Origin of the sequence: Cupriavidus sp. DF5525, from assembly GCF_040149425.2 — a bacterium.
GTDB lineage: Bacteria > Pseudomonadota > Gammaproteobacteria > Burkholderiales > Burkholderiaceae > Cupriavidus > Cupriavidus pickettii_A.
Window position 1 is genome coordinate 279,426 of sequence record NZ_CP168266.1, and the last position, 22,011, is coordinate 301,436.

13 protein-coding genes are annotated in these 22,011 nt (G+C 65.9%); 10 read left to right on the plus strand and 3 right to left on the minus strand.

Annotated elements, in window-relative coordinates:
* Positions 1 to 48 precede the first annotated feature (48 nt).
* Together ABNX08_RS22500 and ABNX08_RS22505 are read left to right on the plus strand one after the other, a co-directional pair.
* Complete coding sequence (locus ABNX08_RS22500) at positions 49 to 5,352, plus strand: beta strand repeat-containing protein (RefSeq protein WP_374063701.1); 5,304 nt, start codon at positions 49 to 51, stop codon at positions 5,350 to 5,352.
* Between the two features lie 156 nt (positions 5,353 to 5,508).
* Positions 5,509 to 6,861 carry a TolC family outer membrane protein gene (locus ABNX08_RS22505; protein WP_022537911.1) on the plus strand — a complete coding sequence of 451 codons (1,353 nt, stop codon included), beginning with the start codon at positions 5,509 to 5,511 and terminating at the stop codon, positions 6,859 to 6,861.
* A gap of 30 nt (positions 6,862 to 6,891) precedes the next feature.
* Here the strand turns inward: ABNX08_RS22505 and ABNX08_RS22510 are convergent, their stop codons facing one another.
* Positions 6,892 to 8,052, minus strand: a complete 1,161-nt coding sequence (locus tag ABNX08_RS22510) for an AraC family transcriptional regulator (RefSeq protein WP_022537912.1) — start codon at positions 8,050 to 8,052, stop codon at positions 6,892 to 6,894.
* A 344-nt stretch (positions 8,053 to 8,396) separates the two neighbouring features.
* On the opposite strand from ABNX08_RS22510, the gene ABNX08_RS22515 reads away from it, so the two are divergent.
* From ABNX08_RS22515 to ABNX08_RS22550, 8 genes are all read left to right on the plus strand, one after another.
* Positions 8,397 to 9,401 carry a tripartite tricarboxylate transporter substrate binding protein gene (locus tag ABNX08_RS22515; protein ID WP_349605217.1) on the plus strand — a complete coding sequence of 335 codons (1,005 nt, stop codon included), beginning with the start codon at positions 8,397 to 8,399 and terminating at the stop codon, positions 9,399 to 9,401.
* Between the two features lie 33 nt (positions 9,402 to 9,434).
* Positions 9,435 to 11,147, plus strand: a complete 1,713-nt coding sequence (locus ABNX08_RS22520; protein ID WP_349605219.1) for a long-chain fatty acid--CoA ligase — start codon at positions 9,435 to 9,437, stop codon at positions 11,145 to 11,147.
* A gap of 34 nt (positions 11,148 to 11,181) precedes the next feature.
* The gene (locus ABNX08_RS22525; RefSeq protein ID WP_022537915.1) at positions 11,182 to 12,177 is read left to right on the plus strand and encodes a tripartite tricarboxylate transporter substrate binding protein; all 996 of its coding nucleotides are present in this window, start codon (positions 11,182 to 11,184) and stop codon (positions 12,175 to 12,177) included.
* A 23-nt stretch (positions 12,178 to 12,200) separates the two neighbouring features.
* Entirely contained in the window at positions 12,201 to 12,980 is a 780-nt protein-coding gene (locus ABNX08_RS22530; RefSeq protein ID WP_022537916.1) for an enoyl-CoA hydratase/isomerase family protein, read from the plus strand.
* 139 nt (positions 12,981 to 13,119) lie between these two features.
* On the plus strand, positions 13,120 to 14,307 hold the full coding sequence (locus ABNX08_RS22535) for an acyl-CoA dehydrogenase family protein (protein ID WP_349605221.1): 1,188 nt from the start codon (positions 13,120 to 13,122) through the stop codon (positions 14,305 to 14,307).
* A gap of 434 nt (positions 14,308 to 14,741) precedes the next feature.
* Positions 14,742 to 16,664: a PrkA family serine protein kinase gene (locus tag ABNX08_RS22540; RefSeq protein ID WP_022537918.1), complete on the plus strand. Its 1,923-nt coding sequence runs from the start codon at positions 14,742 to 14,744 to the stop codon at positions 16,662 to 16,664.
* Positions 16,665 to 16,701: 37 nt separating this feature from the next.
* The gene (locus tag ABNX08_RS22545) at positions 16,702 to 17,964 is read left to right on the plus strand and encodes a YeaH/YhbH family protein (protein WP_022537919.1); all 1,263 of its coding nucleotides are present in this window, start codon (positions 16,702 to 16,704) and stop codon (positions 17,962 to 17,964) included.
* Between the two features lie 133 nt (positions 17,965 to 18,097).
* Positions 18,098 to 19,648, plus strand: a complete 1,551-nt coding sequence (locus tag ABNX08_RS22550) for a SpoVR family protein (protein WP_041681710.1) — start codon at positions 18,098 to 18,100, stop codon at positions 19,646 to 19,648.
* A gap of 50 nt (positions 19,649 to 19,698) precedes the next feature.
* Here ABNX08_RS22550 and ABNX08_RS22555 read toward each other — a convergent pair whose 3' ends face one another.
* Together ABNX08_RS22555 and ABNX08_RS22560 are read right to left on the minus strand one after the other, a co-directional pair.
* Positions 19,699 to 20,697 carry an acyl-CoA dehydrogenase family protein gene (locus ABNX08_RS22555; RefSeq protein ID WP_022537921.1) on the minus strand — a complete coding sequence of 333 codons (999 nt, stop codon included), beginning with the start codon at positions 20,695 to 20,697 and terminating at the stop codon, positions 19,699 to 19,701.
* 34 nt (positions 20,698 to 20,731) lie between these two features.
* Positions 20,732 to 21,892: an acyl-CoA dehydrogenase family protein gene (locus tag ABNX08_RS22560; RefSeq protein WP_022537922.1), complete on the minus strand. Its 1,161-nt coding sequence runs from the start codon at positions 21,890 to 21,892 to the stop codon at positions 20,732 to 20,734.
* Positions 21,893 to 22,011: the final 119 nt, after the last annotated feature.

Consider the following 22,011-nt stretch of genomic DNA (forward strand, 5'->3'; position numbering starts at 1 on the left):
GCAAGGCATGGCCACCAGGCCGGCACTCAGGACGGAGAGAGGGACATCATGGCAACACTGACCGGCACCAACGGCAGCGACAACATCGGCGGCACCACGTCTAGCGACACCATCCTGAGCGGCAACGGCAATGACTATGTCAGCGCTGGCGATGGCAATGATTATGTCGATGCGGGCAACGGCGACGATATCGTCGAAGGCGGCGACGGCAACGACACGCTGCTGGGGGCCAATGGCAAGGACCGCGTATTCGGCGGGCGCGGCAACGATAACCTGTCCGGCGGCAACGGCGCCGACGCGGTCTATGGCGGCAGCGGCGACGACGTGATCGGCAGCATCGACGGTTCCTCGGCGCTTTACACCGGCGACAATGGCGGCGATACGCTGTATGGCGACGGCTACGACAGCTACGCCGACCACCTGCTCGGGCGCGGCCATGAGTCGGCCCAGCCGGGTAACGACCGCATCTTTGGCGGCAACGGCGATGACCTGATCTATGGGGACAACGGCAACAATGCCGCCTTGGGCGGCAACGACATCGTCGCCGGCGGCAATGGCAAGGACACCATCTACGGCGAAGGCGGCGACGACAACATTGGCGGCGGGGCAGGCGGCGATACCTTGAGCGGCGGCAGTGGCGGCGACGTGTTCGTCTACAACGCGGTGTCCGACTCCGCAGCGTCCGGCATGGATGTCATCACCGACTTCCAGCGTGGCGCGGACCGCCTCGACCTGCGCCCGGTGCTGGGCAACTCCGGTTTTGAATGGGGTGGACGCCAGCCCACGGCTCATGGCGCCTGGTTCCAGCAATCGGGCGGCAATACCTATGTCTATGTCGATGTCGACGGCAATCCCGCGACGGCGGAAATGGTCATCAGGCTCAATGGCCTGCACGAGTTGACCAAGTCGGACTTTGCCGGCTACGAGAACCATGCGCCCACGGCCATGGCCGATACCCACGCGATCGGCGAGGACAACTCGCCGAACCCGATCACCGGCAATGTGCTGGCCAATGACAGCGATGTCGACGCCGGCAATGTGCTGGCGGTGGCCAATGCCGGCACGTATGTCGGGCACTACGGCACGCTGACGATCAATGCTGACGGCAGCTATAGCTATAAGCTGGATAACGGCAATGGCCAGGTGCAGGCACTGCGGCAGGGTGAGCATGTGCAGGACACTTTCAGCTATGACGTGACCGACGGCCAGGCCGGCGCGGCATCGTCGCTGAGCATCCGGATCAACGGCGCCAATGATGGGGCCACCATCACGGCGTCGGGCAGCGAGGACACGTCGGTGAAGGAAGCGGGTGGGGCAGCCAGCGCCGTTGCCGCCAACACCATTGCCGTCGACACTGCCAGCGGCACGCTGACGGTGAGCGATGTCGACACCGGTGAAGCGCACTTTGCTGCCGTGCCGCCGGGCAGTCTGGCGGGGCAGTACGGCACCTTCACGTTCGACAGCAATACCGGTGCCTGGACCTACACGCTGGACAACAGCAAGGCCGATGCATTGACCGCAGGGCAGCAGGCTAGCGATTCGCTGACGGTCGCCTCGTTCGACCAAACGGCGCAGCAGACCATCACGGTCAATATCACGGGCGCCAACGACCACGCCACCATCGCGGCGTCGGGCAGTGCAGACACGTCGGTGACCGAAGCGGGCGGCGCGGCCAATGCGATTGCTGGCGACGCTTCCGCCAGCGGCACGCTGACGGTCAGCGATGTCGATGCGGGCCAAGCGCACTTTGCTGCCGTGCCACCGCCGAGTCTGGTGGGGCAGTACGGCACCTTCACCTTCGACAGCAATACCGGTGCCTGGACCTACACGCTCGACAACAGCAAGGCCGATGCGTTGACCGCGGGCCAGCAGGCCAGCGATTCGCTGACGGTCGCCTCGTTCGACCAGACCGCGCAGCAGACCATCACGGTCAATATCACCGGCGCCAACGACCATGCCACCATCGCGGCGTCGGGCAGTGCAGACACGTCGGTGACCGAAGCGGGCGGCGCGGCCAATGCGATTGCTGGCGACGCTTCCGCCAGCGGCACGCTGACGGTCAGCGATGTCGATGCGGGCCAAGCGCACTTTGCTGCCGTGCCGCCGGGCAGTCTGGCCGGGCAGTACGGCACCTTCACGTTCGACAGCAATACCGGTGCCTGGACCTACACGCTGGACAACAGCAAGGCCGATGCATTGACCGCAGGGCAGCAGGCTAGCGATTCGCTGACGGTCGCCTCGTTCGACCAAACGGCGCAGCAGACCATCACGGTCAATATCACGGGCGCCAACGACCACGCCACCATCGCGGCGTCGGGCAGTGCAGACACGTCGGTGACCGAAGCGGGCGGCGCGGCCAATGCGATTGCTGGCGACGCTTCCGCCAGCGGCACGCTGACGGTCAGCGATGTCGATGCGGGCCAAGCGCACTTTGCTGCCGTGCCACCGCCGAGTCTGGTGGGGCAGTACGGCACCTTCACCTTCGACAGCAATACCGGTGCCTGGACCTACACGCTCGACAACAGCAAGGCCGATGCGTTGACCGCGGGCCAGCAGGCCAGCGATTCGCTGACGGTCGCCTCGTTCGACCAGACCGCGCAGCAGACCATCACGGTCAACATCACCGGCGCCAACGACCATGCCACCATCGCGGCGTCGGGCAGTGCAGACACGTCGGTGACCGAAGCGGGCGGCGCGGCCAATGCGATTGCTGGCGACGCTTCCGCCAGCGGCACGCTGACGGTCAGCGATGTCGATGCCGGCCAAGCGCACTTTGCCGATGTGCCACCGGCGAGTCTGGTGGGGCAGTACGGCACCTTCACCTTCGACAGCAATACCGGTGCCTGGACCTACACGCTCGACAACAGCAAGGCCGATGCATTGACCGCAGGGCAGCAGGCTAGCGATTCGCTGACGGTCGCCTCGTTCGACCAGACCGCGCAGCAGACCATCACGGTCAACGTCACCGGCGCCAACGACCATGCCACCATCGCGGCGTCGGGCAGTACAGACACGTCGGTGACCGAAGCGGGCGGCGCGGCCAATGCGATTGCTGGCGACGCTTCCGCCAGCGGCACGCTGACGGTCAGCGATGTCGATGCGGGCCAAGCGCTCTTTGCCGATGTGCCACCGCCGAGTCTGGTGGGGCAGTATGGCACCTTCACCTTCGACGCCAACACCGGCGCCTGGACCTACACGCTCGACAACAGCAAGGCCAATGCATTGACAGCAGCCCAGCAGGTCAGCGATTCACTGACGGTGGCTTCGTTCGACCATACCGCGCAGCAGACTATCACCGTCAACATCACCGGCGCGAACGACTACGCCACGATCACGTCTTCAGCCAGCGAGGACACCTCGGTGACCGAGGCCGGCGGGGCAGGAAATGCCATTCCCGGCGACCCTACGGCCAGCGGCACGCTGACGGTCAGCGATGCCGACAGCGGCGAAGCGCACTTTGCTGCCGTGCCACCGGCCAGCCTGGCCGGGCAATACGGCTCCTTCACCTTCGACAGCAATACCGGGGCCTGGACCTACACGCTGGACAACAGCAAGGCCCAGTCCCTCGGCGCGGGCCAGCATGTGACCGACTCGCTGTCCGTGCAGTCGGCTGATCTCACCGCCACCCAGGCGATCACCGTCAACATCACCGGCACCAACGATGCTGCGGTGAATGCCGTGCCCCTGGCGCAGGTGGTCAACGAAGATACGCCATTGGTGTTCCGTACCGCCAACGGCAATGCACTCGGCATCTCTGACGTGGACAACGCGAGCCACACCGTGACACTGAGCGCAAGCCACGGCGCGATTACGCTGAACGGCGTTGCCGGACTGCAGTTCCTGTCGGGCGACGGCACCGCGGACAGCACCATGACATTCACGGGCAGCGATGCGGCAATCAATGCTGCGCTGAATGGCATGAGCTTCCTTGGCGAGAAAGATTACGCAGGCACCGCATCGTTGCAGATACAGACCAACGATGGCGCTTCGGTCGATACCGATACGGTGGCGATTACGCTCAATCCCGTCAACGATGCGCCAGTGGCAGCAGGGGACGTTGTCTACGTATCGAATAACACCAGCAACATCCTGATTCCGGTGAGCGCGCTGCTTGGCAACGATGTCGACATCGACGGACGAGCCTTGTCTATTACTGCGGTCGATTCCGCCTCCGGCACGGTTTCCGGCCTCAGACTTGTCACTGAAAGCAATGGCAGCTTCATCGAGTTTGATAGTGACAACAAGTCGACGTCGGGCAGCTTCAGCTATACCGTCTCCGACGGCGCAGGTGGCAACAGCATGGCGACGGTGACCGTCAACGTTATGGACAAGAACAGTCCTGCCGGCTTTTCGCTTGAGAATCTCAGTTACCAGGCGTCTTATCTGGATGGTGGCGGCAATTCAGACACCATGACTGGTGCCGGCGTGGGTGACGTCTTCATTGGCGGCGGCGCTGCCGACACCCTCAACGGCGGCACCGGCGACGACGTCTTGCGAGGGGGCGCCAGTAACGATGTCATTGACGGCGGGTCGGGCATCGACATGCTGGATTTCTCCGATGCAACCGGCGCGATCACGTTTAGCCTGACGCAGAGCAGCAGCGGGACCCAGGTCACTCTGGGTGGCGGCCTGGGTAAGGACACCTACAGCAATATTGAGGGAGTGATCGGGTCGGCCTACAACGATACGCTCACCGGCAGCTCCGCCAACGATATCATCCGCGCTGGCGCCGGCAACGACACCATCAATGGCGGTGCGGGCATCGACCTGCTGGATTTCTCCGATGCCACCGGGGCTGTGAGTTTTTCGCTGACACAGAGCAGCACAGACACCACGGTGAACCTGGGCGCAGTGGGCCTTGGCACCGACACCTACAGGAACATAGAAGGTGTGATCGGCTCGGCCTTCAGCGACAACCTCATTGGCTCGAGTGGCAACGACGTGCTGCGTGGCGGGGCCGGCGACGACAGCCTGGCTGGTGGCAGCGGTAACGATACCCTGATTGGCGGTGCCGGTGTCGACATCCTCACCGGCGGTGCAGGCAGCGATACCTTCGCCTTTCTCCGGGCCGACCCGGCCTCGGTGGACAAGATCACCGATTTTGACCGGGCGCCCGCGGCTGCGGGCGGCGATGTGTTGGATTTGTCTGATCTGCTCTCCGGCGTCACCGTTACCACCGCCAACGCCGCGCAGTTCGTCCGCCTGTCGGAGGTCGATGGCAACACCGTGGTCAGCCTGGACCGCGATGGCAGCGGCACGGCAGCTGCATTCCAGGACGTGGCTGTGCTGCAGGGCGTGGTCGGGCTCGATCTCAACACGCTGCTGAGCAACAGCAATATCCACACGGCCTGAGGGTACGGCGGGTGGCGGGTTCAGCAAGCAAAAAGCAGCACGGCAGCAACCGGACGCCGGTGAAGTTGAAAACCATAATAAACGGGTAGCGCACCGCTTTCCGTATCGCGCAGGCAAGCCGATACGCGGCAGCGGGTGCGCCCGAGTGGGGGAAGCATGACAACGACAGGGTGCCGGCTGGCACACGTACTGCTATGGGCCGTCTTGGCGGTGCCGCATTTCGCGGCAGCCCAGGCGCTGCGCCAGGCAGTCGAACAAGCCGTGCACACCAATCCCGAAGTGCTGGCGGCGGGCAGCCGCCGCCTGGCCGCGGACGAGGGACTGACGCAGGCGCGCGCCGGTTACCTGCCGCGTGTCGATGTCAACGCCGCCACCGGCCGCGTCCGCCTGGACAGCCACAGCACGCGCCTGATGGGCCTGTCCGATTCTTCCTATGCCAGCCACGCGGCCGGCGTGACGATCTCGCAGATGCTGTTCGACGGCTTTGCCACCAGCAGCGACGTGGAGCGCCAGGGCGCACGGATCGACGGCGCGGCTTACCGGGTCGGGGCGACGGCTGAAGACATCGCGCTGCGCACAGTCGGCGTCTACGTGGAAGTGCTGCGCCGCCAGGAGACCGTGGCCATCGGCGTGGCCAATCTGGAAGCGCACCAGCACATCTACGACCAGATCCGGCTTGGTGCCGATAACGGGGTGCTGCGCCGCGCCGACCTGTACCAGGCCGAGAGCCGCCTGGCGCTGGCAAAGGCCAGCCTGCGGGCGGAGCAGGGCAGCCTGCAGGACGCGGTGACGGCCTTCCTGCGCGTGGTCGGCGCGACGCCGCAGGCATTATCCACACCGGAATCGCTGTCGGCGGTATTGCCCGCCACCGAACAGGAGGCGCAGCAGGTGGCAAGCGCCAGCCATCCTGCGTTAGGCGCCGGGCAGGCCGATATCGCCGAAGCCCAGGCCGGCCGCTCGCTGGCCAAGTCGGCGCTGTGGCCACGGCTGGATCTCGAGGTCGGCGTGGCGCGCGATCGTGACCGCGTGCTCGGCACCACCGACGAGCGCAGCGTCATGCTGCGGGTGCGCTACAACCTGTTCCGCGGCAACGCCGACAAGGCGCGCATCAACGAGGCCGGCTACCAGGTACAGGAAGCCGAACAGAACCTGGACCGGCTGCGCCGGCAGGTGCAGGAAAGCGTGTCGCAGGCCTATAACGCCTACCTGACCGCGCAGGACCGGCTGGCGAGCCTCGGGCAATACGTCGAGGCCAGCGATGCCACACGTGTGAGCTACGGCAAGCAGTTCCGGATCGGGCAGCGCAGCCTGCTCGACCTGCTCAATGCCGAGAACGAGTATTTCAGCGCCCGCACCGCCTTCGTGACCGGCCGGTACACCGAGCTGGCCAGCCAGTACCGCATCCTTGCCGGCATGGGCTTGCTGCTGGCGACGCTGCAGGTGCCGCTGCCCAGGGAGGGGATGATCCAGGTCGGCCAGCGGACCGGGTCGGCGGCCGGCCAGCGCTAGCGGGCGGCGCCTGCCGCTGAAGCTTGCCTCTCAGCCCAACACGCCCTCGCCCCGCATCCCCCGCAGCCGATACTCGCCCGGCGCCACGCCCGTCCATTTCTTGAACGCCCGATGAAAGGTGCTCGGCTCCGAGAAGCCGAGCCGCAGCGCCACATCCTGCAGCGTCATGCCCGGCCGTTCCAGCATGCCGATGGCGACGTCGCGGCGCAGGCTGTCCTTGATGCTCTGGTAGCCGCGGCCTTGGTCGCGCAGCCGGCGGCGCAGGGTTTGCGGCGTGAGTCGCAGCAGCTTGGCCATCTGCTCCAGCGAGGGCAGTTCGTCGTCCAAGTGTGAGCGCAGGTGCTGGCGGATGCGTTCGGCCAGGCAGCAGTTGTCGCGGTAGCGGATCAGCAGGTTGCGCGGAGTCTCGCGCAGGAACTCGCGCAGGCTGGTGGCATCCCGCATCACCGGCAGGCGCAGGCAGGCGGCGTCGAAATGCAGCGCGGTGACGGGCTGGCCATAGTGCACGGCGGCCTTGAACACGCGCTCGGTGTCGGTGCCGCCCTGCGAGGGCGCGGCGCTCAGGTCGACGCGACGCAGCGGGATATGCTGCGCCACCAGCCAGCTGACCAGCGCATAGGCATGGAAGACAAAGGTCGATTCGGCAAAGCTGCGGCAGGCCGAGGCCGGCACGCGCGGGTGCAGCTCCACCGTGGCGGTCTGGCCATCGGCGCTCAGGTGGAGGCGCGGCGCGAAGGCGTCGACATGCAGCCGGTACAGGCGCATCCCGGTCCGGATGGCGTCTTCGAGCGTGGCGCAGTGGACCAGGTTGCCACATACCTGGGCGAACACGCCGGGTGTGACCGGGCGGTCCAGCAAGCCCCACAGCTCGTCGCGCGTGACGCGGCGCAGCGTGCGGATCAGCGCGGCGTACTGGCCCTGGGTGACGCGCGCGCTGGGCGAGGCCAGCAGGGCCGGCGAAATGCCGGCGCGGCGCAGTAGCGCGTCGATGTCCAGGCCCAGCCGCCGCGCGCCCAGCAGGATGTGGTCGACATGCTTGATCGCGATGGTGTGGCGCGCCGGTGCAACCGCGGCGGGCGGCGGCTCGGCAGGTCGAACCAGAGGTTTGTCCAGCAAGGCCGGCAGCGCACCGGCCATGTGCAGCTTACCCGGCACGGGCGGGGGGTGCGATGACAGGGCGGCGGTGTGCATGGGTCTCCTGGTCAGGGTGACGCGCGGGCGCCCTGGTAGGGCGCGGCAGTCATATTCGCGGGCTTGGCCGGTCTTTTCGCCACCTTAGCAAGCCGCGCGCGCACCGCACAATCGGGATTTGCCAAAGGCTGTCTTTCGCCTGAGCGATTCGGCCAATCATTTTGGCGAGTCTGGTCATTGTCCAAGCACCGCAGCATCGCGCACTCTCCGGCTCATAACACGGACACCTGCGGGCAGCGCTGCCCGCACGCCGACAAGCAATGGCCGGAACGCACCGGCCAGGCGGGACGCACACAGGGGACAGAACCCCGCGCCCGCTTCCAGACACCAAAGGAGACAAGCCCATGCAGGAAAATCGTCGTAATGCATTGCGGCGCCTCAGCGCCGGGGTATTGACCGTAGCCGCCGCCGCGGCCGGGATGCTGGCCACCGGTGCCGCCTGGGCACAGGGCGAATTCCCGTCGAAGCCGGTGCGCCTGGTGGTGCCATACCCGGCCGGCGGCGCCACTGACGTGCTGGCGCGCGCGCTGGCCGACGGCCTCGGCAAGGCCTGGAAGCGCCCGGTGGTGGTGGAGAACCGCCCCGGCGCCAGCAGCATGATCGGCTCCGAGGCGGTGGCCCGCGCCGAAGCCGACGGCCATACCGCGCTGCTGACCATTACCACGCTGGTGCAGGCGCCCAGCCTCTACAGCAAGCCGCCGTTCGACCCGGTCAAGGATCTTGTCGCGGTGTCAGAGCTGGCCACCACCAACCTGGTGTTCGCCGTGCACAGCTCGGTGCCGGCCAACAACCTGAAGGAATTCATCGAACTGGTCCGCTCCAAGCCCAAGCAGTTCTCCTACGGCTCCTACGGCACCGGCTCCAGCGGCCACCTGTATGGCGAGATTTTCAAGGAGTCGGCCAAGCTCGACATGGTGCACGTCTCGTACAAGGGCGAGGCGCCGGAGCTGAACGACCTGCTCGGTGGACAGGTGCCCGCCGCGATCATCTCGGTGATGGGCGCCAAGCCGCATAACGCCACCGGGCGCCTGCGCGCGCTGGCGGTCACCGGCGGCGGCCGCTCGCCGCACCTGCCGGACGTGCCGACCTTCCGCGAAGCCGGCGTGGCCGGCATGGACGGGCAGGGCTGGTTCGGCCTGTTCCTGCCGGCCGCGACGCCGCGGCCCATCGTCGACAAGCTCTCGGCCGACGTCAACCGCATCCTGGCCCAGCCCGACGTGCGCAAGCGCATGAGCGACCTGGGCATCGTGCTGACCGGCAGCACGCCCGATGCCTTCGCCCAGGTCGTCCGGACCGACTACGCCCGCTGGGGCAAGGTCATCCGCGTGAACAACATCCGCCTGGACTGAGCCCTGATTGATTCACCTGTTGATCTGCTGCATATGAAGCCTGCTACAAGTCACCACCAGCCGTTCCGCTCTCCCGCCTGGCCCCCCGGCCTGCCGGCCACGCTGCATACGCCGCGCACCAGCCTGTTCTACAACGTCGAGGCCGCGGCGCACCGCTATCCGGACAAGACCGCGATCCAGTATTTCGGTACCGCGATCACGTACGCGCAGCTGCAGGACGAGATCGAACGCATAGCGGGCTACCTGCAGCAGGCCTGCGGTATCCAGCCGGGCGACCGCGTGGTGCTGTTCAGCCAGAACTGCCCGCAGTTCATCATTGCCTACTACGCCATCCTGCGCGCCGAGGGCGTGGTGGTGCCGGCCAACCCGATGTGGCTGGAGGCCGAACTGGCCCACGTGGTTGACGATAGCGGCGCGGTGGCCGCCTTTGCCGGCAGCGAGCTGTACCAGCGCATGGCGCCGCTGTACGGCCCGGCGCTGCGCCATGTAATCGTGCACGACTACGCCGGCATGCTGCGCGAGCACGGCGGCCTGCCGGTGCCGGACTGGCTGCGCGAGCCCGCGCCCGCACTGCAGGCCGCGCCGTCTGGCGCGATGCCGGTGGCGTGGGATACAGCCAGCGCGGCAGGGCATCGCCCGCTGCCGCACCAGGCCCGCTACGACACGCTGTGCATGCTGGCCTATACCTCCGGCACCACCGGCAACCCCAAGGGCTGCATGCATACCCACGGCACGCTGATGACCGCGGCGGTGGGCTCGCAGATCTGGCGCAGCAGCACGCCTGAGTCCGTGGTGCTGGCGGTGGCGCCGATGTTCCACCTGCTCGGCATGCAGAACTGCATGAATTCGCCGCTCTACCTCGGCGCCACCGTGGTGCTGATGCCGCGCTGGGACCGCGCGCTGGCCGCCGACCTGATCGAGCGCTACCGCGTCTCGGTCTGGGGCGCGCCGCCGGCGATGCTGGTGGACTTCTTCGCGCAGCCCGACCTGGACAGCCGCGACCTGTCGAGCCTGGCCTACCTGGGCGGCGGCGGCGCGGCCATGCCGGACGCGGTCGCCAACATGCTGCAGGAGCGCTTCAACCTGCCGTACGTCGAAGCCTACGGCATGACCGAGACCGCGTCGTTCCTGCTCTCCAACCCGCGCGAAAAGCCGAAGCGGGAGTGCCTGGGCATCGCCACCTTCGGCGTCGATGCGCGCGTGATCGACCCGGAGACGCTGCAGGAACTGCCGCAGGGCCAGACCGGCGAGATCGTTGCCCACGGCGGCCAGGTGATGGTGGGCTACTGGGGCAACCCGGAGGCCAACGAGGCCTCGTTTATCGAGCTCGACGGCAAGCGCTTCCTGCGCACCGGCGACCTGGGCTTGATGGACGAAGAGGGCTACTTCTTCATGCGCGACCGCCTCAAGCGCATGATCAACGCCTCCGGCTTCAAGGTATGGCCGGCCGAGGTGGAGAACCTGCTGTACGCGCACCCGGCCATCCACGAGGCCTGCGTCATCGCCGCGCGCGACGAGCGCCGCGGCGAGACTGTCAAGGCCGTGGTGGCGCTGCGCCCCGAAGCGCGCGGCACTGCCGGGGCCGATCCGGAAAGCATCATGGCCTGGTGCCGCGAGCGCCTGGCCGCATACAAGGTGCCGCGCATCGTCGATCTTGTCGATGCGCTGCCCAAGTCCGCCACCGGCAAGATCCAGTGGCGCGCCCTGCAGGAACGCGAGATGCAGGCGGACAACCCGCGCGCTTGAGCCTCGCCGCGACATAAAGAAAGAGAGAGACAGCATGCAGCAAAGCAGACGCAACTGGCTGGCGCAGGCCGGCACCCTGGCCGGCGCGGCCGTCCTTGGCAGCGCGGGCACGGCCTTCGCGCAGCAGCCCGATCCCAAGCAATATCCCGGCAAGCCGATCCGCATGATCGTTCCTTACCCCGCCGGCGGCGGCACCGACACCGTGGGCCGCCTGATCGGCCAGCGCCTGGCCGACAGCCTGGGCCAGCCGGTGGTGGTGGAGAACAAGCCCGGTGCCAGCGGCATGCTCGGCAACGACATCGTCGCCAAGGCACCGGCCGACGGCTACACCATCCTGCTGGCGATCACCGCGCTGATCCAGTCGCCCAGCCTGTACAAGCGCATGCCGTACGACGTGGCCAAGGACTTTACGCCGGTGTCGCTGATCGCCAAGTCGTCGGACCTGTTCGTGGTGCCCAACCGCGTGCCGGCCAATAACATGCGCGAGTTCCTGGCGCTGGCCAAGGCGGGCAAGCTCAGCTACGGCTCGTATGGCAACGGCACCTCGTCGCACCTGCATGGCGAGCTGCTCAAGCAGCAGGCCGGCATCGAGCTGACCCACATCCCGTACAAGGGCGCCGCGCCGCTGATCAGCGACCTGCTCGGCGGGCAGGTGGACTCGGCCTTTGTCGACGTGACCTCGGCCAACGCGCACCTGGCCAGCAACAAGTTCAAGATCCTTGGCATCACCGGCAGCCAGCGCTACAAGGCGTTGCCCAACGTGCAGACCTTCACCGAACTCGGCCTGCCGGGCTTCGAGCCCAATGGCTGGTTCGGACTGTTCCTGCCGGGCGGCGCGCCCAAGGACGTGACGGCGAAGCTGGCGGCCGAGACCGCGCGCATCGTGCGCCTGCCCGAGGTGACGCAGAAGCTGGCCGGCATGGGCCTGCAGCCGGTCGGGTCGACGCCGCAGGAACTCGCCACGGTGGTCAGCGCCGACACGCCCAAGTGGGCCAAGATCGTGCGCGACGCCAACATCCAGCTCGACTGAGGCAGCCGTTCCGGAGTCCATCCATGGAATACATCCGCTTTGCCGTCGAGGACGGGATCGCCACCCTGACCCTCGACTTCCCCGCGCGCCGCAATGCGCTGTCGATCCCCATGCGCGGCGAGATCGCGGAAGTGATTCGCCAGGTACGTGCCGACGATGACGTTCGCGCGCTGATCCTGACCGGCGCCGGCACCGAGTTCTGCTCGGGTGGCGATATCAGCTCGATGCAGACCGAAATGAGCGCGCCGCAGGGGCGCCGCCGCCTGCAGCAGGCCCACGGCTGGCTGGAAGACCTGATCCAGCTCGATGTGCCGGTGATCGCCGCGGTCGACGGCGCGGCCTATGGCGCCGGCTTCAGCCTGGCACTGACCGCCGACATCATCCTGGCGACACCGCGGGCGCGCTTCGGCCTGCCGTTCCTGCGCATGGGGCTGATCCCGGATTGTGGCGTGTTCTACACGCTGCCACGGATCGTCGGCGTGCAGCGCGCCAAGGCACTGATGTTCTCGATGAAGGAACTCAGTGCCGAGGAAGCGCAAGACCTTGGCATCGTCATGGAAATCGTGCCGCAGGAAAGCCTGGCCGCGCGCGCGCAGGCGCTGGCGCGCGCCTTCATCGAAGCCTCGCCGGTGGCGGTCGGCCTGACCAAGCAGGCGCTGAACGCCTCGCTGAACCAGGACCTGCACACCATGCTGGCGATGGAAGCGGACGGGCAGGGCATCGCCTTCTCCACCGAATACCGGATGGAAGCCGCCAACCGCTTCATGGCCAAGCAACCGCTGCGCTATCGCTGGCCCGACTGACCGGACGCGCCGGCCGGTTGATGCGATGCAGCAGCCGGTCGGTTCGCCATCGCACCGTTTACGTATACAGGCATGCGGCCGGCAGGACCCGGCCCGCGGCCTTCCGACTCATCGTTTACCCTCGCATCAGCACACCAATATGGGATCCCACGACCAGCACGCGGCGCCCGCCGGACGCCAGACCCCCTGGATGACCGAAGACCTGACCATGTTCCAGGAAACCGTGCGCCGCTTTGTCGAACGCGAACTGGCGCCGAACGAGGCTCGCTGGGCCGAACAGGGCTATATCGACCGCGACGTCTGGCGCCGCGCCGGCCAGGCCGGCATCCTGTGCGCCAGCATCCCGGAGGAGTACGGCGGCGGCGGGGGCAGCTTTACGCACGAGGCCGTGATCACGCGCGAGATGGCGCGCGCCATATGCACCAGCCTGGGCAACAACGTGCACAGCGGCATCGTGGCACATTACCTGCTCAACTACGGCACCGAGGCGCAGAAGCGCAAATGGCTGCCACAGATGGCCAGCGGCGAGATGGTGGCCGCCATCGCCATGTCGGAACCTGGCGCCGGTTCCGACCTCAAATCGGTACGCACCCGCGCGGTGCGGGAAAAAGCCGAAAACGGAGACTGCTATCGCATAAACGGTGCAAAGACTTTTATTACGAACGGTTACCACGCCGACCTGGTGTGCCTGGTCGCCAAGACCGATCCGCAGGCCGGCTCGCGCGGCGTCTCGCTGATCATGGTCGAGACGCGCGACCTGCCGGGCTTCCGTCGCGGGCGCATCCTGGAGAAGATCGGGCAGAAGGGCCAGGACACCGCCGAGCTCTTCTTCGACGACGTGCTGGTGCCATGCGAGAACCTGCTCGGCGAGCAGGAAGGCCAGGGTTTTTATCAGCTCATGCAGCAGCTGCCGCAGGAGCGGATGATCATCGCCCTTGGCGCGACCGCGTCGATGCAGCGCGCGATCGAGCTCACCACTGAATATGTGCGTGAGCGCAAGGTGTTCGGCCAGCCGCTGGCGGACCTGCAGAACACGCGCTTTCGCCTGGCCGAGTGCAAGACCGAGGCGACCATCGCCGCGACCTTCGTCGACGACTGCATGATGCGGCTGATGGCGGGCACGCTTGACGCCGCCACCGCGGCGATGGCGAAGTGGTGGTGCACGCAGAAGAATTGCGAGATCATCGACGAGTGCCTGCAGTTGCACGGCGGCTACGGCTATATGCTGGAATACCCGATCGCGCGAATGTACGCCAACGCACGTGTGGGCAAGATCTACGGCGGCTCCAACGAGATCATGAAGGAGCTGGTGGCGCGCACGCTCTGACGCGTTCCGCTATCAGCAGTGTCCGCGTGCTAGTGCGCGCAGAAGCAAATTCTGAAACCAATCGAAAGCCGGCACCTGTGCCGGCTTTTGTGTCTCTGGTTACAAAACCGGCTGTGCACGGTTGGCGGGAAAGGTGTAAGGTGTGTCACAAGCATGGTCAATGGCCCGTCGCGTGCGGGGGCGAAGCGCAGAGCGGAAATCAGCCAAAAGCTGACAGCGAAATCCGGCAGAAAATGCAGCACAGAAACAGCCGTTGCATCGATGCACGATTCGTCAACTCGGCCTCCACCATCGCCGTTATTTGACTATGATGAAGTAAAGACTTCGCAACATTCAGCGGTAGCCAAGCCGGGGTGGTTGTACCGCGAAACCTGCGAAGCCTTGAGGGGTAGAACTACCTTCGCCTCGGATGTTGACTCTGACGGGAGTGAGGTATGGACATTTTCGGCCATTACGCTACGCGCTTCGAAGCTCGCAAGGAAGAGGAATACACCATCCAGGAATACCTGGAGATCTGTAAGAAGGATCCCACTGCCTACGCGACCGCTGCCGAGCGCATGCTTGCCGCGATCGGTCAGCCGGAACTGGTGGACACCCACCATGACCCGAGGCTGTCCCGACTGTTCTTCAACAAGGTCATCCGCATCTATCCGGCCTTCCGCGATTTCTACGGCATGGAGGACACGATCGAGCAGATGGTCTCGTTCTTCAAGCACGCGGCGCAGGGCCTGGAAGAGCGCAAGCAGATCCTGTATCTGCTCGGGCCTCCTGGCGGCGGCAAGTCCTCGCTCGCGGAGAAGCTCAAGGCGTTGATGGAGCAGATCCCCATCTACGCGCTCAAGGGATCGCCGATCCATGAGTCGCCGCTGGGGCTGTTCGCGCCGGAAGAAGACGGCAAGATCCTCGAAGAGGATTACGGCATTCCGATCCGCTACCTGAACACCATCGCCTCGCCCTGGGCGGTCAAGCGCCTGCACGAGTTCAACGGCGACATCACCAGGTTCCGCGTGGTCAAGCTGCGCCCGTCGGTGCTGTCGCAGATCGCGATCTCGAAGACCGAGCCGGGCGACGAGAACAACCAGGACATCTCGTCGCTGGTGGGCAAGGTGGATATCCGCAAGCTCGAGGACTTCCCGCAGGACGACCCGGATGCGTACTCGTATTCCGGCGGCCTGTGCCTGGCCAACCGCGGCCTGCTCGAGTTCGTTGAAATGTTCAAGGCCCCGATCAAGGTGCTGCACCCGCTGCTGACTGCAACGCAGGAAGGCAACTACAAGGGCACCGAGGGCTTCGGTGCGATCCCGTTCGATGGCATCATCCTGGCGCACTCGAACGAGGCGGAGTGGACGACCTTCAAGTCGGACAAGAACAACGAGGCATTCCTGGACCGTATCTACATCGTCAAGGTGCCGTACGTGCTGCGCGTGTCCGACGAGGTGAAGATCTACGACAAGTTGCTGCGCTGCAGTTCGCTGTCGGCCGCGCCGTGCGCGCCCAACACGCTGAAGATGATGGCGCAGTTCGCGGTGCTCACCCGCATCAAGGAGCCCGAGAACTCGAACGTCTTCTCGAAGATGCGCGTCTACGACGGCGAGAGCCTGAAGGACGTGGACCCGAAGGCGAAGTCGTACCAGGAGTACCGCGACTATGCCGGCATCGACGAGGGCATGAACGGGCTCTCGACGCGCTTCGCGTTCAAGGTCCTGTCCAAGGTCTTCAACTTCGACAACACCGAAGTGGCGGCCAACCCGGTGCACCTGCTGTACGTGCTCGAACAGCAGATCGAGCGCGAGCAGTTCCCGCCGGAGCAGGAAGCCAAGCTGCTGTCGCACATCAAGGAGTACCTGACCACGCCGTTCGTGGAGTTCATCGGCAAGGAGATCCAGACCGCGTACCTGGAGTCGTATTCCGAGTATGGCCAGAACATCTTCGACCGCTATGTAGTGTTCGCCGACCTGTGGATCCAGGACCAGGAGTACCGCGATCCGAATACCGGTGAGATCCTCGACCGCAATGCGCTGAACGACGAGCTGGAGAAAGTGGAAAAACCCGCGGGTATCTCCAACCCGAAGGACTTCCGCAACGAGATCGTCAACTTCGTGCTGCGGGCGCGGGCCAACAACAGTGGCAAGAATCCGGTCTGGACCAGCTATGAAAAGCTGCGGATGGTGATCGAGAAGCGCATGTTCTCCACCACGGAGGACCTGCTGCCGGTGATCTCGTTCAACGCCAAGTCTTCTCGCGAAGACCAGGACAAGCACGAGAACTTCGTCAACCGCATGGTCGAGAAGGGGTACACGCCCAAGCAAGTGAGACTTCTGGTGGAGTGGTATCTGCGCGTAAGAAAATCATCGTAACGGCGCCGCGGAACAGGTCTCTCAACGAGGGCAACATATGGCTACGGTCATCGATCGGCGCGAAAACGGCGGCAACAAAAGTGCCGTCAACCAGCAACGCTTTATCAAACGCTACCGCGAGCAGATCCGGCAAGCAGTGGCAAAGGCGGTGTCCGGCCGGAAGATCATGGACATCGAGCAGAGTGGCCAGGTGTCCATTCCGGTCAAGGACATCTCCGAACCGATCTTCCACCACGGCCCGGGCGGGCGGCGCGAGTGGATTCACCCTGGCAACAAGAAGTTCGTCAAGGGTGATTCCTTCGACCGCCAGCAGCAGGGCGGCGGCGGGACCGGTTCGCGGGCCAGCGACAGCGGCGAGGGCGAAGACGATTTCGTCTTCACGCTGTCGCGCGAGGATTTCCTGAACTTCTTCTTCGAGGACATGGCGCTGCCGGACCTGGCCAAGCGCCACCTCGCCAAGATCGCCGAGGTGCGCAAGGTGCGCGCCGGCTTTTCCATCGACGGCACGCCATCCAACCTGTCGATCCTGCGCACCATGCGCAGCTCGATCGGGCGGCGCATCGCCTTGTCCAGCCCCTACCAGAAGCGCCTGCGCGAGCTGGAGCTGGCCTACGCCGAGGCGCTGGAAAAGGACGGCCCCTACGCCGAAGGCACGCTCGAGCTGATGGAGAAGATGCGGCACCTGCGTGCCTGCATCGACCGCGTGCCCTTTATCGAGAAGCTCGACCTGCGCTACAACAACCGCGTGCTCAAGAAGCGCCCGCAGGCCCAGGCAGTGATGTTCTGCCTGATGGACGTGTCCGGCTCGATGGACGAGAGCCGCAAGGACCTGGCCAAGCGCTTCTTCATGCTGCTGTACCTGTTCCTGAAGCGCAACTACGAGCGTATCGACGTGGTGTTCATCCGGCATCACACGGTGGCCAAGGAAGTCGAAGAGGAAGACTTCTTCCACTCGCGCGAGTCCGGTGGTACCGTGGTGTCCAGTGCGCTGAAGCTGATGGTGGAAGTGGTCCACGACCGCTATCCGCCGAGCCAGTGGAACATCTACTGCGCGCAGGCCTCCGACGGCGATAACTGGGCTGGCGATTCCGAGTTGTGCGGACGCCTGCTGCGCGAGTCGATCCTGCCGCTGGTGCAGTACTACGCATACGTGGAAGTGGCGTCCGAGGAACCGCAGAACCTCTGGGAAGAGTACCTGACGGTCAAGAACCAGTTCGACCACTTCGCGATGCAGCGCATCATCGGCGCGGACGAGATCTACCCGGTGCTGCACGACCTGTTCCAGAAGCGCGCGGCGTAGACTGGCGCCGATCCGGGTCTTCCAGCCGGAAGGCCACAGAAGGCAAATGGCGAGGCAACGCGGACCACGCGGCGCGGCGAATCCGTGCGCGCCGGACAGGTCTGCCGCCTTGCCCGGGCAACAAGGGGCGAAGATGGCTTATCTCTCCACGGGTTCGGAATGGACCTTCGAGCTGATCAACCGGTATGACCGCGAGATCGCCCGCATCGCCGGCGAATTCGGGCTGGATACCTATCCCAACCAGATCGAGATCATCACCGCCGAGCAGATGCTCGACGCCTACGCGTCGGCGGGGTTGCCGGTCGGCTACAGCCACTGGTCCTACGGCAAGCACTTCCTGGCGTCCGAGCGCAGCTACCAGCGCGGCCATATGGGGCTGGCCTACGAGATCGTCATCAACTCCAACCCCTGCATCGCCTACCTGATGGAGGAGAACACCATGCCGATGCAGGCGCTGACGATCGCGCACGCCTGCTACGGCCATAACTCCTTCTTCAAGGGCAATTACCTGTTCCGCACCTGGACCAACGCGGACGCCATCGTCGACTACCTGCTGTTCGCCAAGAACTACGTGGCCGAGTGCGAGCAGCGTTACGGCGAACGGGAGGTGGAACTGCTGCTGGACTCTTGCCACGCCTTGCAGAACTACGGCGTGGACCGCTACAAGCGGCCCAAGAAGCTATCCATCACCGAAGAAAAGGCGCGCCAGGCCGATCGCGAGAACTACCTGCAGATGCAGGTCAACGACTTGTGGCGCACGCTGCCCAAGCACCGTCCGCATGCGCTGGCGTCGGACGACGACTCGGGGGAGCCGGATATCACCTTCCCGCCCGAGCCGCAGGAAAACCTGCTGTACTTTATCGAGAAGAACGCGCCCAAGCTGGCGCCGTGGCAGCGCGAGATCGTGCGCATCGTGCGCAAGATCGCACAGTACTTCTACCCGCAGCGCCAGACCAAGGTGATGAACGAAGGCTGGGCCACGTTCTGGCACTACACCATCATCAACCAGCTCTACGAGGAAAAGCTGGTCAACGACGCGTTCATGATGGAGTTGCTGCAGGCCCACACCAACGTGATCTACCAGCCGCCGTACCATAGCCCGTACTACAGCGGCATGAACCCATACACCGTGGGCTTCCTGATGTTCCAGGACCTGCGCCGCATGTGCGAGCATCCGACGGAAGAGGACTACCGCTGGGCGCCGGAGATCGCCGGCACCGACTGGCGCACCACGCTCGACTTCGCCATGCGCAACTTCAAGGACGAGAGCTTCCTGCTGCAGTTCCTGTCGCCGCGCGTGATCCGCGAACTCAAGCTGTTCTCGGTGCTGGACGACGACCGCGAAGGCAAGCTTCGCGTTACCGCGATCCACAACGACGAAGGCTACCGCGCGATCCGACAGCTGATGGCGGCGCAGTATGATCTGTCGAGCATGGAGCCCAATATCCAGGTCACCAATGTCGATGTCGGTGGCGACCGCTCGCTGACGCTGCGGCACCTGCAGAACGACCGCCGGCCGCTGGCGCACAACTTCGACGAGGTGATACGGCACGTGACGCGGCTGTGGGGCTTCACTGTGCGACTTGAAGTCGCGTACGAGGACGGCCGCACCGAACTCAAGTACGAGTGCAAGCCCGAACGCAAGCACCGCCGGCCGCATGGCGGCCTGAGCCTGGCCGCCTGATTGGCTGACTCGCTGGCGCGCTGACGGGCCGGCGCCCGCCCGCCCGCGGCTTACACCGCGGGCGCGGGTTCGCTCCAGCTGCGCACCAGTTCCACGGCGTTGCGTCCTTCGCTGGCGCACACGGCTGCGCCGAGCACCCGGCTCCACCACCGCTCCGAACCGTCCGCCACGCGCCACGCGTGCATGCGGCGCGTATAGAGCTGCAGGTCGTACTCCTCCGTAATCCCGATCGCGCCGTGCACGGCGTGGGCGATGGCCGCCACCGGCGTCACCGCATCGCTCGTGCGCAGCTTGCCGATGGCCGCGCGCAGCGGGTCGGGCTCGCCGGTACTGCTGTCGCATGCCAGTTGTGCAGCGACGCGCGCTGCAGCGACATGCTCGGCCATCTCGCTGACCTGGTGCTGGATCGCCTGGAACTTGCCGATGGCGCGGCCGAACTGCTGGCGGTCGTTGGCGTATTGCAGCGTCAGGTCGAGCACGCGCGACAGCGCACCGGCCAGTTGCGCGGCGTGCAGGCAGGCGCCGAGCGTGCGCAGCGTGCCTTCCGGCAGCGTGAAGGCCGCCGGCGCTGCGCCATCGGGGCGTGGCACGCGCAGCGTCAGGTCGGCGTGCGTGCCGGTGGCCTGGGCGTGCGCGTCGGTTGCGGACAGCAGCAGGCAGCGCTCGCCATCCTGCAGCAGGAACCACTGTGCGTGGCGCGCGTCGGCAACCAGCGCTGCGGCGGCATTGTCTTCAAAGCCGGCGAGTGCAATCGGGCCGGCGGGCAGGGCGATGCCATTTGCATGCAGCAGCGCGCGCGCAAAGATCGTCTGCGCCAGCGGCAGCGGCAGGGCGTGGTGGCCAGTGACAAAGAGCACCGGCGCCAGTTCGCGCAGCGGCAGCGCGGCGCCGCCCGCGGCTTCGGGCAGAAGGCAGTCGGCAAAGCCGCTGTCCCGCAGCGCTTGCCACAGCGGCAGCGGATCGGCCTGGTGTTCCAGCGCGCGCACCGTGGCGGGCGGGCAGCAGTCGCGCAGCAGCGCATCGAGGGCGTCGGAGTAGGCGTTATGCATGATGGGGTCTCGTGGGATGCGGTGCGGTGGCGGTTCAGCGCAGGCCCAGCCCGCGCGCGATCATGCCGCGCAGGATCTCGCGCGTGCCGCCGCGCAGCGAGTACGATGGCGCGATCTGCGTGACGTAGGCGAGCGTGCGGTACAGCGCCGCATCGGCTGCCAGTGTGGGTTCGTCGCCTAGTGCCGCTTCCACCAGCGCGGGAATCGACTGTTCGAAGGTGGTGCCAAGGTCCTTGACCAGCGCGGCCTCGACCACCGGGCTTTCGCCGGCAGCCAGGCGCGCCGTCACCGCCAATGACATCGCGCGCAGCACCGCCAGGTGGCCGGCCAGCCGGCCTGCGGTCACGGTGTCGCGGCGTGCCGGCGGCAGGCGGCGCATCGCGTCGAGCCAGGTATCGAGCAGCACCACGCTGGAGTACAGGCGTTCCGGCCCGCTACGTTCGAACGCGAGTTCCGCATTGACCTGCTCCCAGCCGCTGCCTTCCTGGCCGACCAGCGCGTCGGCGGCCAGCACCACGTCGTCGAAGGCGACCTCCGAGAAATGCGCATCGCCGGCGAGATCGCGGATCGGCCGTACCGTGACGCCGGGCGCGTGCAGGTCGACGATGAACTGCGACAGCCCGGCTTGCCGGTCCTGCGGCGTGCCCGAGGTGCGCACCAGCGCGATCATGAAGTGACAGCGGTCGGCGTTGGTCGTCCAGATCTTGCGGCCGGTCAGGCGCCAGGAGCCGTCCGGCTGACGCGCCGCGCGCGTGGCCACGCTGGCCAGGTCCGAGCCGGAGTTGGGCTCGCTCATGCCGATGCAGAAGAACGCCTCGCCGCGACAGATCGCTGGCAGGTAGCGCGCCTTCTGCGCGTCGTTGCCGTAGCGCAGGATCAGCGGGCCGCTCTGGCGGTCGGCGATCCAGTGCGCCGACACCGGCGCGCCGCAGGCCAACAGCTCCTCTACCAGCACGAAGCGCAAAAACGGGTCCAGCCCCGCGCCGCCGAATTGCGCCGGAAGCGTGATGCCGACCCATCCGCGCACGGCCAGTGCACGGCTGAAGGCGGCGTCGAAGCCCATCCACGAGCGTGCGCGGGTTTCCGGCGGCAGGGAGGGCAGGTGCTCGTCAAGAAAGGCCCGCACCTCGCCGCGGAATGCGATGGCGTGCGGCGGCAGGGTGGTGAGGTCGAAGGTGGAAAGCAATGCGGTCACGATGAAATCCTGTGGCTTGATATTGCGGAGGCGGTCTCATATGCCGGCGGTTCGCCCCCCTCTCCCGCCTTTGCGGGAGAGGGGGCACGCAATCGGTAGGCAAGACGTTGCGGCGAAGC

What these genes read in the sequence shown, in the direction of transcription:
- ABNX08_RS22500 (WP_374063701.1), top strand. Translation starts at nt 49, where the DNA reads ATGGCAACACTGACCGGCACCAACGGCAGCGACAACATCGGCGGCACC.
- ABNX08_RS22505 (WP_022537911.1), top strand. Translation starts at nt 5,509, where the DNA reads ATGACAACGACAGGGTGCCGGCTGGCACACGTACTGCTATGGGCCGTC.
- ABNX08_RS22510 (WP_022537912.1), bottom strand. Translation starts at nt 8,052, where the DNA reads ATGCACACCGCCGCCCTGTCATCGCACCCCCCGCCCGTGCCGGGTAAG.
- ABNX08_RS22515 (WP_349605217.1), top strand. Translation starts at nt 8,397, where the DNA reads ATGCAGGAAAATCGTCGTAATGCATTGCGGCGCCTCAGCGCCGGGGTA.
- ABNX08_RS22520 (WP_349605219.1), top strand. Translation starts at nt 9,435, where the DNA reads ATGAAGCCTGCTACAAGTCACCACCAGCCGTTCCGCTCTCCCGCCTGG.
- ABNX08_RS22525 (WP_022537915.1), top strand. Translation starts at nt 11,182, where the DNA reads ATGCAGCAAAGCAGACGCAACTGGCTGGCGCAGGCCGGCACCCTGGCC.
- ABNX08_RS22530 (WP_022537916.1), top strand. Translation starts at nt 12,201, where the DNA reads ATGGAATACATCCGCTTTGCCGTCGAGGACGGGATCGCCACCCTGACC.
- ABNX08_RS22535 (WP_349605221.1), top strand. Translation starts at nt 13,120, where the DNA reads ATGGGATCCCACGACCAGCACGCGGCGCCCGCCGGACGCCAGACCCCC.
- ABNX08_RS22540 (WP_022537918.1), top strand. Translation starts at nt 14,742, where the DNA reads ATGGACATTTTCGGCCATTACGCTACGCGCTTCGAAGCTCGCAAGGAA.
- ABNX08_RS22545 (WP_022537919.1), top strand. Translation starts at nt 16,702, where the DNA reads ATGGCTACGGTCATCGATCGGCGCGAAAACGGCGGCAACAAAAGTGCC.
- ABNX08_RS22550 (WP_041681710.1), top strand. Translation starts at nt 18,098, where the DNA reads ATGGCTTATCTCTCCACGGGTTCGGAATGGACCTTCGAGCTGATCAAC.
- ABNX08_RS22555 (WP_022537921.1), bottom strand. Translation starts at nt 20,697, where the DNA reads ATGCATAACGCCTACTCCGACGCCCTCGATGCGCTGCTGCGCGACTGC.